At 70.0% G+C, this 17,776-nt stretch carries 15 protein-coding genes; 10 read left to right on the top strand and 5 right to left on the bottom strand.

The features are described 5' to 3' along the window. Positions 1-783: 783 nt before the first annotated feature. The gene (locus Q0R13_RS01980; RefSeq protein WP_293898682.1) at positions 784-1,329 is read right to left on the bottom strand and encodes a PEPxxWA-CTERM sorting domain-containing protein; all 546 of its coding nucleotides are present in this window, start codon (positions 1,327-1,329) and stop codon (positions 784-786) included. 190 nt (positions 1,330-1,519) lie between these two features. Continuing rightward, positions 1,520-1,939: a PaaI family thioesterase gene (locus Q0R13_RS01975; protein ID WP_293898679.1), complete on the bottom strand. Its 420-nt coding sequence runs from the start codon at positions 1,937-1,939 to the stop codon at positions 1,520-1,522. Positions 1,940-2,102: 163 nt separating this feature from the next. Here Q0R13_RS01975 and Q0R13_RS01970 point away from each other — a divergent pair, with 163 nt between their 5' ends. Together Q0R13_RS01970 and Q0R13_RS01965 are read left to right on the top strand one after the other, a co-directional pair. Then, positions 2,103-3,098: a sensor histidine kinase gene (locus Q0R13_RS01970; RefSeq protein ID WP_293898676.1), complete on the top strand. Its 996-nt coding sequence runs from the start codon at positions 2,103-2,105 to the stop codon at positions 3,096-3,098. Between the two features lie 85 nt (positions 3,099-3,183). Then, the gene (locus Q0R13_RS01965) at positions 3,184-4,203 is read left to right on the top strand and encodes an alpha/beta hydrolase (RefSeq protein ID WP_293898673.1); all 1,020 of its coding nucleotides are present in this window, start codon (positions 3,184-3,186) and stop codon (positions 4,201-4,203) included. 19 nt (positions 4,204-4,222) lie between these two features. Here the strand turns inward: Q0R13_RS01965 and Q0R13_RS01960 are convergent, their stop codons facing one another. Next, a complete protein-coding gene (locus Q0R13_RS01960) occupies positions 4,223-5,431 on the bottom strand; it encodes an acyl-CoA dehydrogenase family protein (protein WP_293898670.1) in 1,209 nt (402 codons plus the stop codon). A 101-nt stretch (positions 5,432-5,532) separates the two neighbouring features. Here Q0R13_RS01960 and Q0R13_RS01955 point away from each other — a divergent pair, with 101 nt between their 5' ends. Then, on the top strand, positions 5,533-6,204 hold the full coding sequence (locus Q0R13_RS01955) for a spermidine synthase (protein WP_293898667.1): 672 nt from the start codon (positions 5,533-5,535) through the stop codon (positions 6,202-6,204). 8 nt (positions 6,205-6,212) lie between these two features. Here Q0R13_RS01955 and Q0R13_RS01950 read toward each other — a convergent pair whose 3' ends face one another. Further along, positions 6,213-6,977, bottom strand: coding sequence for a DUF169 domain-containing protein (locus tag Q0R13_RS01950; RefSeq protein WP_293898664.1), 765 nt, complete (start codon positions 6,975-6,977; stop codon positions 6,213-6,215). A gap of 279 nt (positions 6,978-7,256) precedes the next feature. After that, the gene (locus Q0R13_RS01945; RefSeq protein WP_293898661.1) at positions 7,257-10,697 is read right to left on the bottom strand and encodes an indolepyruvate ferredoxin oxidoreductase family protein; all 3,441 of its coding nucleotides are present in this window, start codon (positions 10,695-10,697) and stop codon (positions 7,257-7,259) included. A 142-nt stretch (positions 10,698-10,839) separates the two neighbouring features. On the opposite strand from Q0R13_RS01945, the gene Q0R13_RS01940 reads away from it, so the two are divergent. The 7 genes from Q0R13_RS01940 (at position 10,840) to Q0R13_RS01910 (ending at position 17,378) form a co-directional block, all read left to right on the top strand. Further along, the gene (locus Q0R13_RS01940) at positions 10,840-11,337 is read left to right on the top strand and encodes an Lrp/AsnC family transcriptional regulator (protein WP_293898658.1); all 498 of its coding nucleotides are present in this window, start codon (positions 10,840-10,842) and stop codon (positions 11,335-11,337) included. Positions 11,338-11,344: 7 nt separating this feature from the next. After that, entirely contained in the window at positions 11,345-11,530 is a 186-nt protein-coding gene (locus Q0R13_RS01935; protein ID WP_293898655.1) for a hypothetical protein, read from the top strand. A gap of 54 nt (positions 11,531-11,584) precedes the next feature. After that, positions 11,585-11,965: a DUF6338 family protein gene (locus Q0R13_RS01930; protein ID WP_293898652.1), complete on the top strand. Its 381-nt coding sequence runs from the start codon at positions 11,585-11,587 to the stop codon at positions 11,963-11,965. A gap of 188 nt (positions 11,966-12,153) precedes the next feature. Beyond that, positions 12,154-13,053, top strand: coding sequence for a pirin family protein (locus tag Q0R13_RS01925; protein WP_293898649.1), 900 nt, complete (start codon positions 12,154-12,156; stop codon positions 13,051-13,053). Positions 13,054-13,226: 173 nt separating this feature from the next. Further along, positions 13,227-15,305: a M13 family metallopeptidase gene (locus tag Q0R13_RS01920; RefSeq protein WP_293898646.1), complete on the top strand. Its 2,079-nt coding sequence runs from the start codon at positions 13,227-13,229 to the stop codon at positions 15,303-15,305. 153 nt (positions 15,306-15,458) lie between these two features. Continuing rightward, entirely contained in the window at positions 15,459-16,829 is a 1,371-nt protein-coding gene (locus Q0R13_RS01915; protein WP_293898643.1) for an L-serine ammonia-lyase, read from the top strand. Positions 16,830-16,937: 108 nt separating this feature from the next. After that, on the top strand, positions 16,938-17,378 hold the full coding sequence (locus tag Q0R13_RS01910; RefSeq protein WP_293898640.1) for a YciI family protein: 441 nt from the start codon (positions 16,938-16,940) through the stop codon (positions 17,376-17,378). Positions 17,379-17,776: the final 398 nt, after the last annotated feature.

Below are 17,776 nucleotides of genomic sequence, written 5' to 3'. Positions count from 1 at the left end.
CACGATCCAGATCCGCAACGTCCCCGACGCCCTGCACCGGCGGCTGAAAGCCAAGGCGGCGCGGGAGGAGTATCGCTGGCCGAAGGGTTGCTGCGGGTGGTGACGGCGGTGGCTGAGCGCCCGGGCGTGGAGGAGTTGCGGGCGCGTTGTCGTGGGGTGTCCCAAGAGGCCGGCGCGCGGAGCCATGAGGGGCGTTTCTGGGAATTCGGGGCAGGTTAAGCGCGCCCCTTCCCGTCAGCAGCCTCAGCCCCGTCGCCGAGCATGCTCCGCCCCCCCCGCTTCAAGGACGCGCGCTGGCGCGCTCGCTGCGGGTCGACCGGCTACCGCCGGTCCCTGACCCGATTGAGTGCCAGAGAGGTCTCGCCGCGGCGCGGCGCGCCAGGGGCGCGTCCTTGACATCGCCAAGGCCGGAGGCTCGCATCTACCGTGGGGTTCAAGTGGTGGTGTGCGCGGGGCGCGGGGCGCGGGCCGGGTCCGGCGCGCCTCTCCCCCGAGCGCCGCAGGCGCGAAGAGAGGGAGAGGGTAGGGAGAGGGCCGGCGCGTGCGACGGGCTGGCGCTGGATGGGCAAGCCATGGCCCGCGAGCGTCGTCGGCGCTGATCCTCGCGTCACACCCGGTACGAGCTTCGAGGGCCAGCCGGCCCTCTCCCTGCCCTCTCCCTCTCGGCGCTGGGCGCTCGGGGGAGAGCAGGTGGTGGGGCGGACTCCGTTGGCGCCTAGACTTTCAGCGACTTCCGTACCCGCCGGTCCGGGGACCGGCGGCGGGTCAGGTCGGGCGGTGCGGTCAGGCCGCGACGGCCGCGCGGCGACGGCGCAGGGCCACGCCGGCCAGGCCGAAGCCGCCGATCATCAGGGCCCAGGTCGAAGGCTCTGGCACGGCGCCGCCGATCGCCGCCAGGTGGAAGTTGTCGATCCCCCAGCTCTCGTCATCGCCGCCCTGCCAGCCCGCGCCGCCGGCCGTGATCTTCAGCTTCCAGTCGTCCGAGGCGTCGGCGATCAGGACGTCATAGTGGACCACGGCGTCGCTATAGCTGCTGACGCCGAAGTTGCCGGTCCCGACCACCGTGCCGGGCCCGAACAGCGGGCCGTTGCCCCCGCCGCCAATCCAGGTCAGCGACAGGGGCGCGACGCCCTGGATGTCGACCGTCGGGATATCGGGGCCAAAGCCGTTCGAGGCGTCGAAGCCGTCCCAGGAGTCGATGAACGCAAGATCGAAGCTGACGTGCAGGCCGGTGTGCGCGCCCAGGCCGCCGACCGAGAACACCGTTGGCGAGGTGGTGGTGACCCGCGCGTAGTCCGTCCCGAAGCCCGGGAAGGACTGCGCGCCCACGATGCTCAGGCCACTGGCGGCGCCGAAGCCCAGGCTGAAATACGGGAGTGGTCCGGTGGACTGGAAGACGTCTCCGCCATCGAAATTCGTGGACCAGATGTTGGTCTCGGCGGCGGCCGAACCGGCGGCCGCGGCGAGCGCGCGCGATGTTCGCCGGATCGATGCGGTCAGATACCCGTGCGCCGGCCGCCTACCCCATCGCCTTGCGCGAGCTGGCCTCGACGGCGGCGCGGGGAATCAGGCGCAGGGTGGAGCTGGCCTTGGCCAAGACCGCGCCGTTGGCGTCGGTCAGGCGGCCCTCGGCGAAGGCGGTGGCGCGGCCGGCGCGCTCGATCCAGCCCTCGGCGATCACCAGGCCCGGGCGGGCGGGGGCGAAGTAGGTGACCTTCATCTCCAGCGACATCGGCGTCATCTCCGGCGCCTGGGCGATGGCGGCATGGGCCATGGCCGCGTCGATCCAGCCGCAGACGAAGCCGCCCTGGGCGACACCGCCCGAGTGGCACATGTGCGGGGCCACCTGGAACTCGATGATCGCGCGGCCAGGCTCGAGGCTGACGATCCGCACCTGGCCCAGGGCGGTCTGCAGGTCGGGGGCGACGGCGTCGGTCATGGGCGGCATCCGGTGGCGTGTGGGGTCGGGATTACGATGACTCGGGGGTCTCGCGACAGGGCGGGCGCGGGGCGGCGACGGAACGAAGGCTCACGCGCCGTTTTTAAGGTCAAGCTGGCCCGCGTCGGGAAACCGGCGCTAACTGCCAAGGTGGAGGTTCCGTATGGCGGACGATTCCGGGCCGGTCCCGGAGGACCCAGGTCTCGAGCGACGCTACCGTGCGCTGTTCGCGAACATGGCCGAGGGGTTCGTGGTCTGCGAGGCGATCCGCGACGACGCCGGGCGGCTGGTCGACTACTGGGTGCGGGCGGCCAATCCGGTGTTCGTGCGGCGCGCGCCGGCTGGGGCGCGGATGGTCGGCCGCCGCCAGTCGGAGATCCGGCCCAGCACGGCGGCGGCGTGGTTCGGCGCCTGTGCGCGGGCGCTGGCGTGCCGCGACGTGCGCTTCGAGTACCGGGATACCTACGCCGAGCGCTGGTACGACGTGCACATGATGCGGCTGTCGGACACCGAGTTCGGTCAGTTCTTCATCGACGTCAGCGAGCGCAAGGCCGCCGAGGCGCGACAGGCGGAGCTGTTCGACGAGCTGAACCACCGGGTGAAGAACAACCTGAGCGTGGTGTCGGCGATCCTGGAGCTGCAGGCGCGGTCGAGCCCGCCGGGGGTGCGCGCGCAGCTGAGCAAGGCGGTCGACCGGATCCGCACCATCGCCGACCTGCACTCGATGCTCTACCGGCAGAACAGCCGCGACCGGGTGGACCTGCAGCCCTATCTGGAGGGGCTGTGCGCGCGGCTGGGCGAGAGTCTGTTCGAGGAGGGCCGGACCCGGGTGGCGGTGAGCTGCGCCGCCGTCGCCGCGCCGGTGCGCGATGCCGTCAGCCTGGGCCTGATCGTCAACGAGCTGGTCACCAACGCGGCCAAGCACGCCTTCGCCGGCGGGCGCGGCGGCCAGGTGACGGTGACGTTGTCGGCCGAGGGCGCGCGGCTGCGCCTGGCGGTGGCCGACGACGGGCCGGGCCAGGCTGGCGGCGGGACGCGCGACGGCGGGCTGGGCCTGCGGATGGTGCGCTCGCTGGCGGCGGGGCTGGGGGGCGAGGTGCGGTTCGGCGGCGGGCCGGGGACGCGGGTGGACATATCGCTGCCGATGCCGGGGACCTGAGCGCGAAAACCTGTGGCGCGGCGGGCGGGCTTGGGGTCACGGTGGGCGATGGGTCCGCGCAGACGGACCTCAGGAGGACCACAGCATGGATGACGCCGGCCAGATCCAGACTCCGCGCGCGGTCGCGGCCAAGAGCCTGCGCACGCCCACGACGGTGAGCCCGCAGCTGCAGCGCTCGATCTCGACCATGGCGGCCCAGGCGGCGGCCGGCGGCGGCGGGCTGCCGCTGGGGTGGAGGCCGGGGTCGGCGGACGAGTGGACGGCGCTGATCGCCCAGGTCGACGCCCAGGCGCTGGCCCTGGTCCCCGCGCTGGCGGCGATGTTCCCGCACCGGGTCGAGCTGATGCAGGTCGCCGGCGTGACGGTGCGCCAGATCGTCCCGGCGAGCCTGGACCCGGCCAAGGCGGGCCGCGTGTTGCTGAATTTCCACGGCGGCGGCTATGTGCTGAACGGCGGCGAGGCCAGCACCGGCGAGGCGGTGCTTGGCGCGCACTATTCGCGGATGACCGTGGTGTCGGTGGACTACCGGATGCCGCCGGAGCACCCCTTCCCGGCCGCGGTGGACGACGCGGTGGCGGTGTGGCGGGCGCTGGCGGCCGAGCGGCCGGCCGGGGCGATCGGGGTGTTCGGCACTTCGGCCGGCGGCGGGCTGACCCTGGCGCTGGCGCTGAAGCTGAAAGAACTGGGCCTGGAGCTGCCCGGCGCGCTGGCCACCGGCACGCCGTGGACCGACCTGACCGGAGCCAGCGACAGCTACCAGGTCAACGCGGGCGTCGACGGGGTGTTCTCCAGCTTCGACGGCATGGCCGGGGGGATGGCGGCGCTCTACGCCGGGGACGCCGGCGTGACCCACCCGCTGGTGTCGCCGATCTACGGCGACTTCGCCGGCTTCCCGCCGACCATCTTCACCACCGGCACCCGCGACCTCCTGCTGAGCGACACGGTGCGGGCCTATCGCGCCATGCGCGCGGCGGGGGTGACGGCGCGGCTGGAAGTCCATGAGGCGATGAGCCACGCGGAGTACATCTACGCCTTCGACAGCCCGGAATCGGCGGTCGTGTTCCGCGATATCGCCGCCTTCTTCGACGAACACCTGAAGGGATAGCGGGCGAGCGGCGACGGCTTCAGCTCGACTGGGTGGTGTCCGGCAGGCCCAGGATGCGCTTGGAGATGATGTTGTTCTGGATCTCGGACGAGCCGCCGTAGATCGACATCGCCTTGCCGCCCAGCCAGCCGCGCACGGTCTCGATCTCATCCGTCGTGAAGGCCTCGCCCTGCCAGCCCAGGCCCTGATGGCCGAAGATCTCCAGGCTGAGCTCCGACCGGGTCTGGGCGACGTTGGTCGCGGAGTTCTTCAGCACCGAGGCGGCGTTGCCCGGGTTGTTGCTGCCCTTCGCCTCGGCCATGGCGCGGGCCAGGGTCAGGCCGTGCACCTTGGCGTCCATCATGTGGCGCGCGAGCCGGGCGCGCAGGTCGGTGTCGGCCAGGCGGCCCTTATCGTCCACGCCGACATAGGCCTTGGCCACATCCGACAGCGGCGGGATCACCCGGCCGCCGCCCGACGCGCCGGTCTGGCTGGCGCGCTCGTGCTGCAGCAGCCGCTTGCCCACTGTCCAGCCCACATTGAGCTGGCCGAGCAAGGCATCCTTGGGCGCCGTCGCGTCGGTCAGGAAGGTCTCGCAGAACGGCGACGCGCCGGCGATCAGCGCGATCGGCCGGGTCTCGATCCCTGGCTGATGCATGTCGATCAGCAGGAACGAGATGCCGTCGTGCTTCTTGGCCGAAAAGTCGGTCCGCACAAGGCAGCCGCACCAGTCGGAATACTGCGCCCCGCTGGTCCAGGTCTTCTGGCCGTTGATCACCCAGTGGTCGCCGGCGTCGACCGCCTTGGTCTGCAGCGAGGCCAGGTCCGAGCCGGCGTTGGGCTCCGAATAGCCCACGCACCATTGCACGTCACCGCGGATGATCGGCGGCAGGTGCTGCTGCTTCTGCGCCTCGGTCCCGTAGTCCATGATCGTCGGGCCGATCATCGTCACGCCCATGCCGAACATCAGCGGGTTGAACGCCCCGGCCTTGGCCATCTCCTGGCCGAGCACGCGGGCCTGCTGGGGCGAGAGCCCGCCGCCGCCGTACTCCGCCGGCCAGGTCGGCGTGGCCCAGCCCTTGGCGCCGATCCCCTTGCGCCAGGCCTTGAGGTCGCCCGTCGCGGCGGTGACTTCCAGGCTGGCCAGCGCGCCCTGGCCCTTCAGCGAGGCCGGGAAATTGGCCGCGATCCAGGCGGCCGCCTCCGCGCGGAAGGCCTCCAGTTCGATGTCGGCTCCGGAGTCGGCCATGTCAGGGTCTCCCGCTACAACGTCGTCAGCATACGGCGCATGGCCGAAGCTATAATCTAAGGCGGGTGACGCGACGGGAGCGAAGGCCCTATGGAAGGCCCATGAACCCCTGGATCCATCTCGACACCGCCCAGATCCCCGGCGGCGGCGAACTGCGGCTGATGCAGCGCGGCCAGGACTTCTCGATCATGTCCGGCACGATCGAGCTGATGAACAGCCGCCTCTCGGGCTCCGAGGTGGCGCTGGCCAACCTCGCGTGGGCGAAGATCGCCGAGCGCAAGGCGCCGCGCATGCTGATCGGCGGCCTGGGGATGGGCTTCACCCTGCGCGCCGCCCTGGCCGCACTGCCGAAGGACGCCCAGGTCACGGTGGCCGAGCTGGTGCCCGCCGTGGTCGCCTGGGCCAAGGGCCCGCTGGCCGGCCTGTTCGCCGGGTGCCTGGGGGACAAGCGCCTGATCCTGCGCCAGGCCGACGTCGCCGACCTGCTGCGCGACGCCAACCCGCCCTATGACGCCATCCTGATGGACGTGGACAACGGCCCCGACGGCCTGAACCGCGACGCCAACGACAGCCTCTATTCGGTGGCCGGCCTGGCGGTGCTGCGCAAGGCGGTACGCCACGGCGGCGTCCTGGCGGTGTGGTCGGCCGGCCCGGACCAGCCCTTCATGGGCCGCATGCGCCGCGCCGGTTTCGCCGTCGAGGAGGTCCAGGTCCGCGCCAGCCCCTCCGGCAAGGGCGCCCGGCACATCATCTGGGTGGGCGTGGCGCGGTAGGCGCCGGCCTACGGCCGGTAGCTCACCGCCATCCCCGCCCGCACGTCCTGCTGCACGCCATATTGCGCGAACGGATAGCGGAAGCCGTTCTTCGACAGCGCCCGCATGCCGGCGATGGCCTTGATCAGATACTCCGGCGGCAAGGCCATCAGCATCTCGTCGTCCAGCACCCCGCCATAGCGGCGCTCGGCGAAACAGGGGATCGAGAGGCTGGGCGCCCGGGTGGTCAGCGCCCGGCCCCAGCTGTCGGCGCAGGCGCTCTCGCCGACCACGCCCCAGTCGAACTTCTTGTAGCCGGACCACTGCAGCCCGTTGATGAAATAGATCATCGCCCCGGGCGTGGCGTAGAACAGGGCGATATCCGGGTCGCCCAGCTTCTCCGCCGCCAGCGGCCCGATGGCCAGCGCGTCGAACTGGCCGTCCGGCACGCAGTGCATCGCCGCCTGGTGGGCCGACGCGTCCTCGACGGTCTCGAACCACACCCCGGTCATGTGCCGGCCCGATTTCCAGTCGTCGGTCTTGGCCGATCCCAGGCCCACCACGGCGCGGCACTGCGCGCCCACCAGGTCCTCGGACGTCACGCCCACGGTCCAGCCCAGCCGCGAGGCCTGGCCGACCAGCTGGTCCAGGGTGTGGACCGCCGTGGGCCGCCGGATGCGCGGGATCGCCTCCATCTCGGCCCGGTCGGCGTAGAGCTTCATGCCGAACGGGATCGAGCGCAGCTTCAGCAGCTGCTCCAGGTCGGCGACGATGGCGGGCCAGTCCAGGTTCATGATCAAGTCCTTCAGCGTGGGCCTCGCCGCCACGCTGGAGCCAGCGGGTGCTGGGCGCAAGGACGACGCGCACCTCCTCTCCCCCGCGAAGCGAGCGGGAGAGGGTAGGGAGAGGGCCGGCGCGTGCAGACGTGATCCGCCGTTGGTCCAGCCAGGACCCGCTCGCGCCGCCGCCGTGGCTCATCGCGGGACCACACGTACGAACCGACAGGTCCAGCCGGCCCTCTCCCTACCCTCTCCCTCTCTTCGCTGCGTTCGGGGGAGAGGCGGCTCTTCGCCCTACGCGGTCACCGGCGCCTTCGCCGCGACCTTTTCCCAGTCTTTCCACAGCCGCTTCGCCTCCGCCCGGGCGGGGCCGACCGAGGCGTCCTTGATGTGGCCGTAGCCGCGGATCTGCTGCGGGACCTGGGCCAGCTTCACGGCCAGGAGGTGGTGGGCCGCGTCGAGGCCACCCACGATCCGGTCGAGCTCGGCCTCGAACTCGGCGACCAGGCCGCGCTCCATCTTCCGCTCCGCGGTGTGGCCGAAAGGATCCATGGCCGTGCCGCGCAGGCCCTTCAACTTCGCCAGGGTCGGGAACGCCAGGTCCAGCATCCAGGGCGAGAAGGCCATCTTGCGCGGCCTGCCGTCCGGGCCCTTGCGCGCCAGCAGCGGCGGGGCCAGCCAGACCTTGGCCTTGCCGCCCTTGAAGGTCTCGGCGCGGTACTTGGCGAACCGGCCGTCGGAATAGAGCCGGGCCACCTCGTACTCGTCCTTGTAGGCCATCAGCTTGTAGAGGCTGACCGCCGCGGCGCGGGTCAGATCGTCCGAGCCCAGCGGCGCCTCGGCGGCGCGGACCTGCGCGACCCGAGCCAGGTAGCGGTCGGCGTAGGCGGCATTCTGGTAGGCGGTGAGCTCGCCCGCGCGATGGGCGATCAGGTCGTCCAGCGGCATGGTCTCCGGGGTCGGCACGTCGTCGTCGCGCTTGCCGCGCTGGGACGGGTCGAAGGCCACCTTGCGGCCCAGTTCGAAGGCCTGGAGGTTGGCCTCGGTCTCCACCCCGTTCAGCCGGATGGCGCGATAGAGGGCGCGGCTGGAGACCGGCACCACGCCCTTCTGCCAGGCAAAGCCCAGCATGATCATGTTGGCGTAGATGGCGTCGCCCAGCTGGCTCTCGGCCAGGTGGCTGGCCGGGGCGGAGTCGTAGGACTTCACCGCCGCCCCGATCCGCTGGCCCTGTTCGTCGCCGTCGAAGCGGACGTCACGGTCGGTGACGAAGTCGGCGGTGGGGGCGAAGTCGGCATTGCCCACCGCCACCGTGCGGTCCTTGGCGTAGAGCGCCAGCGCGTCCGGTCCCGCGGCGGACAGCAGGTCGCAGGCGATCAGCACATTGGCGCTGGCCGCCGGCACCCGGCCGCCGATCACCGTGGTCTCGGTCGCGCCGATGCGGACGTGGCTGAACACCGCCCCGCCCTTCTGCGCCAGGCCGGTCATGTCGACCACCGATGCGGCGCGACCGTCGACGTGCGCCGCCATGGCCAGGATCGAGGCCACGGTCGTCACGCCCGTACCGCCCACGCCGGTGAAGACGATGTTCTGCACGCCCGCGAACTCCTGGAAGTCCGGCAGCGGCGTGGCGTCGGCGGTCAGGGCCGGCATGGCCTCGCGGTGCGCGTTGTCGGCGCCTTCAAGGGTGACGAAGCTGGGGCAGAAGCCGTCCAGGCAGGAATAGTCCTGGTTGCAGGTCGACTGGTTGATCTTCCGCGTGCGGCCGAACGCGGTGTTCAACGGCTCGACCGACACGCAGTTCGAGGTCTTGGAACAGTCGCCGCAGCCTTCGCAGACCAGCGGGTTGATCATCACCCTGAGCGGCGCGGCGGCCATCTTGCCGCGCTTGCGCCGCCGGCGCTTCTCGGTGGCGCACACTTGGTCGTAGATCAGCACCGAGACCCCGGGCGTGTCGCGCAGCTGGCGTTGCATGGCCATCAGCTCGAGGCGCGGCTTGACCTCCACGCCGGGCGCCAGGTCGGTTATGTTGAGATAGCGCTCCGGCTCGGCGGCCACGACGACGATCTTCTGCACGCCCTCGGCGGTCAGCTGCCGGGTGATCTGCGGGACGGTGAAGCCGCTCTCCGCTGCCTGGCCGCCGGTCATGGCGACCGCGTCGTTGAACAGCAGCTTGTAGGTCATGTTCGCGCCGGCCGCGACGGCGGCGCGGATGGCGAGCGATCCGGAGTGGTTGTAGGTGCCGTCTCCGAGGTTGACGAAGACGTGCTTCTCGTCGGTGAACGGCGAGGCCCCGACCCAGCTCAATCCTTCACCGCCCATGTGGCTGTTCAGGTCGGTCGAGGGGTCGTTGAAGCTGGCCATGTAGTGGCAGCCGATGCCGGCCAGGGCGCGGGAACCCTCCGGCAGGCGGGTCGAGGAATTGTGCGGGCAGCCGGAGCAGAAGAACGGCTTGCGCTGCTGGTCGCTGGACAGCGTCACCGCGGCCATCGAGGCGGCCGAGACCCGGTTCAGATAGTCGTAGACCCGGTCCATGTGCGGGCCGGGCGGCAGGCGGTCGGCGATCGCCAGCGCGATCTCCGCCACCGACAGCGAGACCAGTTCGCTGAGCAGCGGCTGGCCGTGCTCGTCGGTCTTGCCGACGATCTTCGGCCGCGCGTGGGCCGGCAGGTCGTAGAGCGCGGCGCGGGCCTGGCTCTCGATCAGCGGCCGCTTGTGCTCGACCACCATCAGGGTCTCCAGGCCGGCCGCGAAGGCGCGCAGGCCCAGCGGCTCCAGCGGCCAGGGCATGCCGACCTTGTAGATCGCGACCCCCAGCGACGAGGCCTCGGCCTGGCTGATGCCCATGGCCGACAGCGCCTCGATCACGTCCTTGTAGGCCTGGCCCTGGCAGGCGATGCCCAGGCGCGGGCGACTGGCGCCCAGCATGATCCGGTCGATGCGGTTGGCGCGGGCGAAGGCCAGCGCGGCAGGCAGCTTCTGGGTCCGCAGCCGCCGCTCCTTCTCCAGCGGCTGGTCCTTCAGGCGGATGCCCAGGCCGCCGGCGGGCAGGCGATAGTTCTCGGGCGTCACGAACCGGTGGCGATCCAGCGAGACGTCGATGGTCGCGCCGGAATCCATGGTGTCGGCCAGGGCGATCATCCCCACCCACAGGCCGGAGAACCGCGACATCGCGATGCCCAGCAGGCCGTAGTCCAGCACCTCCTGCACGTCGGCCGGCGACAGCACCGGAATCTCGGCGTCCTGGAAGGCGTATTCCGACTGCGACGGCAGGGTGGAGGACTTGCAGGTGTGGTCGTCGCCGGCCACCGCCAAAACCCCGCCCTTGGGAAATACCCCGGCGAAATTCGCGTGCTTGAAGGCGTCGCCGGTGCGGTCGACGCCCGGCGCCTTGCCGTACCACATGCCGAACACGCCGTCGTAGCGGGCGCCGGGGAACAGGTTGGCCTGCTGGCTGCCCCAGACTGCCGTGGCGGCGAGGTCCTCGTTCAGGCCCTCCTTGAACACCACCTCGGCATCCTTGAGGTATTTGGCGGCGCGGCCGGCCTGCTGGTCGAGGCCGCCCAGCGGCGAACCCCGGTATCCCGAGACAAATCCCGCCGTGTTCAGCCCCGCGGCGCGATCCAGCCGGTGCTGGTCGATCAGGACACGCAGCAGTGCCTGGACGCCGGTGATGAACACCCGACCATCCGTGAGCAGAAACTTGTCGTCGAGCGTCACTTCCTGGTGCCGCATCGCAATTTTTATCCTTTCGGGCCTCCCCTTGGCGCCTGCAAGATCATATAAGACCGGCGCAATTGCTTGCCAAAAGCATGCCTCGGACCAGCGGTTCCGGGGCAAGAACAGTATGCTCTCACGCCGATAGCAGGAGGAAAAGTTGTCTGAGGTGCTCGACGCCGTCGATGCCAAGATTCTGGATCTTATCCAGCACGACGCCGGATTGTCCGTGGCCGAGATCGCCGAGCGGGTCGGATTGTCCTCCAGCCCCTGCTGGCGGCGCATCAAGCGGCTGGAGGATGCGGGCGTCATCCAGCGCCGGGTCACCATCCTGGACCGCGACAAGCTGGGCCTGGGCTTCGAGGTCTACTGCACCGTCAAGCTCAGCCTGCCGACCAAGGACAACCTGGACGCCTTCGAGACCGCCATCGGCAAGCTGGCCGAGGTGGTGCAGTGCGCCACGGTCACCGGCGCCGCCGACTACGAACTGCGCATCGTCACCCGCGACATGCACGCCTTCGACGAATTCCTGCGCGAGAAGATCCTCGGCCTCGGCCTGGTCTCCAACATCGAGAGCCGCATCGTCATCCGCTCGGTGAAGAACACCACCGCCGCGCCGCTGGGGCTGATCAGCCCGTATGTGAGTTCGCAGGGATAGGTCGTCGGTGAACGACCTCGCCAAGATCGCCACGCTCACGCCGGTCCAGTTCTGGGCGATTATCGTGCTGTTCCTGGCAGGCTTCATTTCATTGAAGCTGTATCGGTTTTTGGATCGGCGGCAGACCACCGCTGCGGAAGCTTTGATTGACGTTGTCGGCTTCTCGCTCCTGAACGCCTTTGTCTTCTTCTGACCGATCTATCTGAACAGCCAGATTCTCGCCCAGAGGCCGCGCTACTGGCCAGCCGTGATTGGCAACGGGATCCTGGCCTGCATCATCGGACCGGCCATTTGGCCGCCGCTGTTTCGTCTGCTGCAGCGCTACGGACTGCGTGGCGGGTGGTTGCTCGGTGAGCAGAAAACCGCCTTTGACGCCTACTTCAGCACCAGCGAGCCGTGCTGGGTCATCGCTCATCTTCAAGATGGTTCGACGGTCGCCGGCTATTTCGGCGGAGAGTCCTTCGCCTCCGCGCACCCGCACTCCGGCGACTTCTATCTGCAAGTCTGGACGTTGGACGAGAACAGCCGCTTCGATAAGCCGGCGCCAAACTCGAAGGGTGCGATCTTCCATCGAAGCGATTATGTTTGGGTTGAACTCTTATGCGACGATCCTGCAGGACAAGGATAATTCTCGTGGCGGCGCGCAAGTCGGCAAACACTCACATTCAGGTCATTCGTGACGGCTATTCGCCGAAAGCGGACGGCCCAAAAAATCCGCCTCACGGTGGATCGGTGACCGGCGGGTGGGCCACACGAGATGCCGCAGCCGGCGCTTTCACGCGTGTGGCGCGAGAGCCAACACCACCCAAGACGTAGATGATCGAACTCGTCATCGACCAGCGCCGCAAGGACCTCGGCGGCTTCGAGGTGGGTCGTGTGCTGCCCTACGCCAAGCACCGGATGGTCGGGCCCTTCGTGTTCTTCGACCATATGGGGCCGGTGGACTTCCAGGCCGGCTTCGCCAAGACCGTCGACGTCCGCCCGCACCCGCACATCGGCCTGTCGACCGTCACCTACCTGTTCGACGGCCACATCACCCACCGCGACAGCGTCGGCGCGATCCAGGAGATCAACCCTGGCGAGGTCAACTGGATGACCGCCGGCAAGGGCATCACCCACTCCGAGCGGTTCGAGACCCTGCGCGCCCACGGCGGGACGATGCACGGCATCCAGGCCTGGGTGGCGCTGCCGACCGAGCTGGAGGAGATGGCGCCCAGCTTCGCCAACCACGGCGAGCGCGATCTGCCGACCTACGAGAGCCCGGACGGAAAGCTCTGGAGCCGGCTGGTGGCCGGCAAGGGCTGGGGCGCCGAGGCGAAGGTGAAGACCCACTCGCCCCTGTTCTACTGCCACTGGCGCCTGCGGGCCGGCGCCCAGGCGGAGCTGCCGGCGGAATATCCCGAACGCGCCGCCTATGTGGCGCGGGGCTTGGTCGAGGTGGAGGGGCGCCAGTTCCACCCGGGCCAGATGATCGTGTTCAAGGCGGGCCAGCCGGTGCTGTTCACCGCCGTCACCGACGCCATCGTCATGCTGCTGGGCGGCGAGCCGGTGGGGCCACGGTTCATCGAGTGGAACTTCGTCTCCTCGTCGCAGGAACGCCTCGACCAGGCCAAGGCCGACTGGCGCGCCGGCCGGATGAAGCTGCCGGACGCTGACCACGACGAATTCATCCCCCTGCCGGGCGACCCGCCGCCGAGCGCGCCCGCCATGAGCTGAGCGGCGGGCGGCGACCAGGTCCCGGACGCCGCCGATCCGCCTAGCGGCCCCTTGATTTTCAATCGTTTCGCCACGCTCCGCCGTCGTCTTGCTTATGGCGACGCACGCGCCTGGGCCTCACCATCGAGCGCGAACGAGGACGGCCAGGCCGGCCGTCACGATGAGGTCCATGGATGCCGACCCCCCCATGGCCGACCAGGTCGACAACGCAACGCGCCAGAGCCCTCGGCCTCGCCTATGCGGTCGGGCTCACCACCGTGATCCTGTCGGGCGCGGCGCGCGGGCAACCCGCAGCCCCTGCGGCGGACGCCGCGGTCCGGCCCGGCGACGACTTCTACCGGTACGCCAACGACGTCTGGCTGAAGACCATGCCGCTGCCGCAGGGCCGGTCCCGATACGATACCGGGGCCATGTTGAAGGACCAGGCCGCACGGCGGGTCCGGGACCTGGTCGAGGACGCCGCCAAGGCCCCGGCCTCGGCGCGCGCCAAGCGGGTTGGCGACGTCTACGCCAGCTGGATGGACGTGGCCGGCATCGAGGCGAAGGGCCTCCAGCCGCTTTCGGGGGAGCTGGCCGCCATCGCCGCCATCCGCGACCGCCGCGCACTCTCGGCCTATCTCGGACGTGCGCTGCGGCTCGACGACGGAACCAATAGCCAGACCGACGGCCTGTTCGGCGTCTGGATCCATCAGAGCTTCCACGACGCTGATCGCTACGCGGCGCATGTGGTGCAGGGCGGACTGGGGCTGCCGGACCGCGACGACTATCTCGACGCCAGCGCCGGGAAAGCCGCGCGGCGCGACCTCTATCGGGCGCACGTCGCGGCGATCCTGAAGCTGGCCGGTTTCGACCTCGCCGACGTCCGCGCCGGGCGGGTCCTGGACCTGGAGGTCGCCATCGCGAGGACGCACGCCCCGGCGGACGACCTGGCCGATGTGTTCACGACCGACAATCCGTGGCGCCGGGCGGACTTCGCCACCCGGGCGCCGGGTCTGGACTGGGCCGCCTGGTTCAAGGCCGCCCGCCTGGACCGGCAGGACGTGTTCGTCGTGTGGCAACCGTCGGCGGTGGTCGGCGCGGCGGCGCTGGTCAGCGCCCAGCCGATCGCGGCGTGGCAGGATTATCTCGCCTTCCATCTCATCGCCCACGCTTCGGCGGCGCTTCCCAAGGCCTTCGGCGAGGAGGACGCCGCCTTCCTCGGCCGCCTGTCCGGCCGCCCGCCGGCGACGCCCGCCGCCGCCCAGGAGGCCCGCGCGCAACAGGCCATCGCCGCGACCACGGCGGCCCTCAGCGAGGACATCGGCCAGCTCTATGTCGCGCGATATTTCCCGCCCCAGGCCAAGGCCGCCGCCACGGCGATGGTGGAGAACATCCGCACCGCGTTCCGCGCCCGCATCGCCAGGCTCGGCTGGATGTCGCCCGCGACCCGCGACACCGCTCTGGCCAAGCTGGCGGCGGTCAGGGTCGGGGTCGGCTACCCCGACACCTGGATCGACTATTCCGGGCTCACGGTCAGGCGCGACGACGCCTACGGCAACCTGCGCCGGGCCGAGGCCTTCGCCTATCGGCGCGAACTGGCCAAGCTTGGCCGGCCGGTCGATCCGCGCGACTGGCTCCTGGCGCCGCCGCAAGAGGTCGGCGCCAACATCAACTTCAGCCCGAACGCCCTGCAATTCTCCGCCGGCCTCCTGCAGCCGCCGTTCTTCGACGCCGGGGGCGACGCCGCGGCGAACTACGGCTCCGCCGGCGCGGGCATGGCCCATGAGATCGGCCACAGCTTCGACGAACTGGGCAGTATCTACGATGCGCGGGGAAGCCTGGTCCGGTGGTGGACCCCGGACGACCTGGCGCGCTACCGCGCCGCCCTGGCGCCGCTGGCCGCGCAGTTCGACGCCTATTGCCCGAAGCCGGAGCTTTGCGTGAAAGGACAGCAGGTCCTGGGCGAGAGCAGCGCCGACCTCGCAGGGCTGCTGGTGGCCCACGACGCCTACGTCCTGTCGCTGGGCGGCAAGCCCGACATCGTCAAGGACGGCCTGACCGGCGACCAGCGCTTCTTCCTGGCCTTCGCCCGGCGCTGGCGCAGACAGCAGACCGACGCGGCCCTGCGCCAACAGATCGCCACGGACACCCACGCCCCGGGCGAATACCGCGCCGACCTGGTCCGCAACCTGGAGGCCTGGGTGCGCGCCTACGCCGTCGCGCCCGGCGACCGGCTCTACCTCGCGCCCGGAGCGCGCGCGCAGATCTGGTGACGATGGGGTCGATACCCCCTCTCCCGGTCGTCGGCCGCGCGCAAAAAGGGTTGTCATCCCGGACGATCCGAAGGATCGATCCGGGACCCAGGCGCACCGAGGATGGGTCCCGGCTCTGCGCTTCGCTTGGCCGGGATGACGGGCTCTAACGGAATGAACGTCAGCGTCTTCGACCTGTTCAAGCTGGGGGTCGGTCCTTCCAGTTCGCATACGATGGGGCCGATGACGGCGGCGGGGCGGTTCCTGGCCTGGCTGGGAGCGGACGTGGGGCGCGCGGCCCGGGTCGAAACCACGCTCTATGCGTCGCTGGCGTTGACCGGGCGGGGGCATGCGACGGACCGGGCGGTGATCCTGGGGCTGGCGGGGTTCGAGCCGCGGACGCTCGACCCCGACGCGGGCGACGCCGTGGTCCTGGCGGCGCGCACCGAGGGCCGCCTGAAGCTGGGCGGGACTCACGAGATCGCCTTCGATGAGGCGCGAGATCTGGTCTGGGCCGGCCGCACGCGGCTGCCGCAGCATCCCAACGCGCTGAAATTCGCCGCCTTCGACGCCGACGGATCGGTCCTCGCCGAGCGCACCTACTTCTCCATCGGCGGCGGCTTCGTGCGCGACGAGGACGAGATCGGCCAGAACACCGCGCCCGCCCGCGCCCTGCCCGCCCCCTACCCGTTCGAGTCCGGTGCGGAGTTGCTGGAGCAGGCCCAGGGGGCGGGCCTCACGATCGGCGACCTGATGATGGCCAACGAGCGGATGCTGCGCGCCGACCCCGAGATCGAGGCCGGCCTCGATGCGCTGGTCGCCGCCATGTACGCCTGCATCGAGCGCGGCATGAAGACCCCCGGCGTCCTGCCCGGCGCGCTGAAGGTCACCCGCCGCGCGCATGGCATCTGGAGCCACCTGGTCAACAACGCCGAGCGGCAGATCACCGACCCGCTGGCGGCCCTGGACTGGGTCAACCTCTGGGCCTTGGCGGTGAACGAGGAGAACGCGGCGGGGGGCAAGGTGGTGACGGCGCCCACGAATGGCGCGGCGGGACTGCTGCCGGCGGTGCTGCGCTACTACGACCGCTTCCACCAGGGCACGGCCGGCGGGCGGCGGAACTTCCTGCTGACCGCCGCGGCCATCGGCACGCTCTACAAGAAGAACGCCTCGATCTCCGGCGCCGAGGTGGGCTGCCAGGGCGAGGTGGGGGTGGCCTGCTCGATGGCGGCGGCGGGGCTGGCGGCCGCGCTGGGCGCGTCCAACGCCCAGATCGAGAACGCCGCCGAGATCGCCATGGAGCACAACCTGGGCCTCACCTGCGACCCGATCGGCGGGCTGGTGCAGATCCCCTGCATCGAGCGTAACGCCATGGGCGCGGTGAAGGCCATCGACGCCGCGCGCCTGGCCATGCTGGGCGACGGCCAGCACTCGGTCAGCCTGGACAAGGTGATCGCCACCATGAAGCGCACCGGCCAGGACATGAGCCACATCTACAAGGAGACCTCGCTGGGCGGCCTGGCCGTGAACCTGGCGGAGTGTTGAAGCGGCTGGCGAAAACTTCCAGCCGGTCATTTGTCGGGCGCGGTGTCGCCCGTTCGTCCTCCGTGCGTCAGGGTCGCCCGATCCACTGAGAACCGAAGGAGATATCCGATGCGTGTGATGGTGATGGTGAAGCCCTATCAGTCCGCGACCGCCGCCGACCGGATGCCGAGCGCCGAGGCCGTGGCCGAGATGGGCAAGTACAACGACGAACTGATCGCCGCCGGCGTGATGGTCGATGGCGGCGGCCTGAAGCCGCTGTCCGTGGCCGGCGCCCGCATCCGGTGGAGCGGCCGCAAGGCGATGGTGCTGGACGGCCCCTTCACCGAGACCAAGGAAGTGATCGGCGGCTACTGGATCTGGCAGGTCGCCGACTTCGCCGAGGCGGTGGCCTGGGCGCGCAAAGCGCCCATGGAGGACACGGAGCTGGAGCTGCGCCCGTTCTTCGAGCCCGAGGACTTCGAGGGCATCGCCACGCCGGAGCTGATCGCCCAGGAGCAGGGCTGGCGCGAGGCGCAGCTCGCCAAGGCGCCGAAGGCTGGCCAGGGATGAACACCGGGGCCGGGCCGCCGTAAACGCGGGCTTTCGGCCGGGATGACGGGCTTTGTTGCAAATCCAATGGCGTGGGGAGCCTAGAGCCTTTCCGGTTCAAATGGAATCAGTTGAACCGGACAAAAAGGCTCTAAATCAAAAGTTTAGAGCATGACGGGCGCTTGAACCGGTATCCACTTCAAGCTGTCGTGCTCTACAGCGCGTCAGGCGAAAGTGGATCCCGGTTTCGCCGCCCGACGCGCTCTAATTCAAAGAGTTAGCAGGTTGTTGAAATAGGTTTTTTGGGGTGCCTGAGGCGCAAGTTTGCAGCCCTAGAGATTCAGAAAACCCAATTATTTCAACTACGAGATTTTGCCTGTTTGAGCGGAAGGGCCATGAGAGGGCGAAAATCGGCCCTC

The organism is Phenylobacterium sp. (assembly GCF_025351295.1).
Classification (GTDB): domain Bacteria; phylum Pseudomonadota; class Alphaproteobacteria; order Caulobacterales; family Caulobacteraceae; genus Phenylobacterium.
This window is presented reverse-complemented; position numbering and strand designations above follow the sequence as displayed.

Excerpts from the sequence above, each read along its gene's own strand:
- Q0R13_RS01945 (WP_293898661.1), bottom strand. The coding sequence starts at position 10,697 with ATGCGGCACCAGGAAGTGACGCTCGACGACAAGTTTCTGCTCACGGAT.
- Q0R13_RS01955 (WP_293898667.1), top strand. The coding sequence starts at position 5,533 with ATGAACCCCTGGATCCATCTCGACACCGCCCAGATCCCCGGCGGCGGC.
- Q0R13_RS01915 (WP_293898643.1), top strand. The coding sequence starts at position 15,459 with ATGAACGTCAGCGTCTTCGACCTGTTCAAGCTGGGGGTCGGTCCTTCC.
- Q0R13_RS01970 (WP_293898676.1), top strand. The coding sequence starts at position 2,103 with ATGGCGGACGATTCCGGGCCGGTCCCGGAGGACCCAGGTCTCGAGCGA.
- Q0R13_RS01950 (WP_293898664.1), bottom strand. The coding sequence starts at position 6,977 with ATGAACCTGGACTGGCCCGCCATCGTCGCCGACCTGGAGCAGCTGCTG.
- Q0R13_RS01920 (WP_293898646.1), top strand. The coding sequence starts at position 13,227 with ATGCCGACCCCCCCATGGCCGACCAGGTCGACAACGCAACGCGCCAGA.
- Q0R13_RS01910 (WP_293898640.1), top strand. The coding sequence starts at position 16,938 with ATGCGTGTGATGGTGATGGTGAAGCCCTATCAGTCCGCGACCGCCGCC.
- Q0R13_RS01960 (WP_293898670.1), bottom strand. The coding sequence starts at position 5,431 with ATGGCCGACTCCGGAGCCGACATCGAACTGGAGGCCTTCCGCGCGGAG.
- Q0R13_RS01965 (WP_293898673.1), top strand. The coding sequence starts at position 3,184 with ATGGATGACGCCGGCCAGATCCAGACTCCGCGCGCGGTCGCGGCCAAG.
- Q0R13_RS01975 (WP_293898679.1), bottom strand. The coding sequence starts at position 1,939 with ATGACCGACGCCGTCGCCCCCGACCTGCAGACCGCCCTGGGCCAGGTG.
- Q0R13_RS01925 (WP_293898649.1), top strand. The coding sequence starts at position 12,154 with ATGATCGAACTCGTCATCGACCAGCGCCGCAAGGACCTCGGCGGCTTC.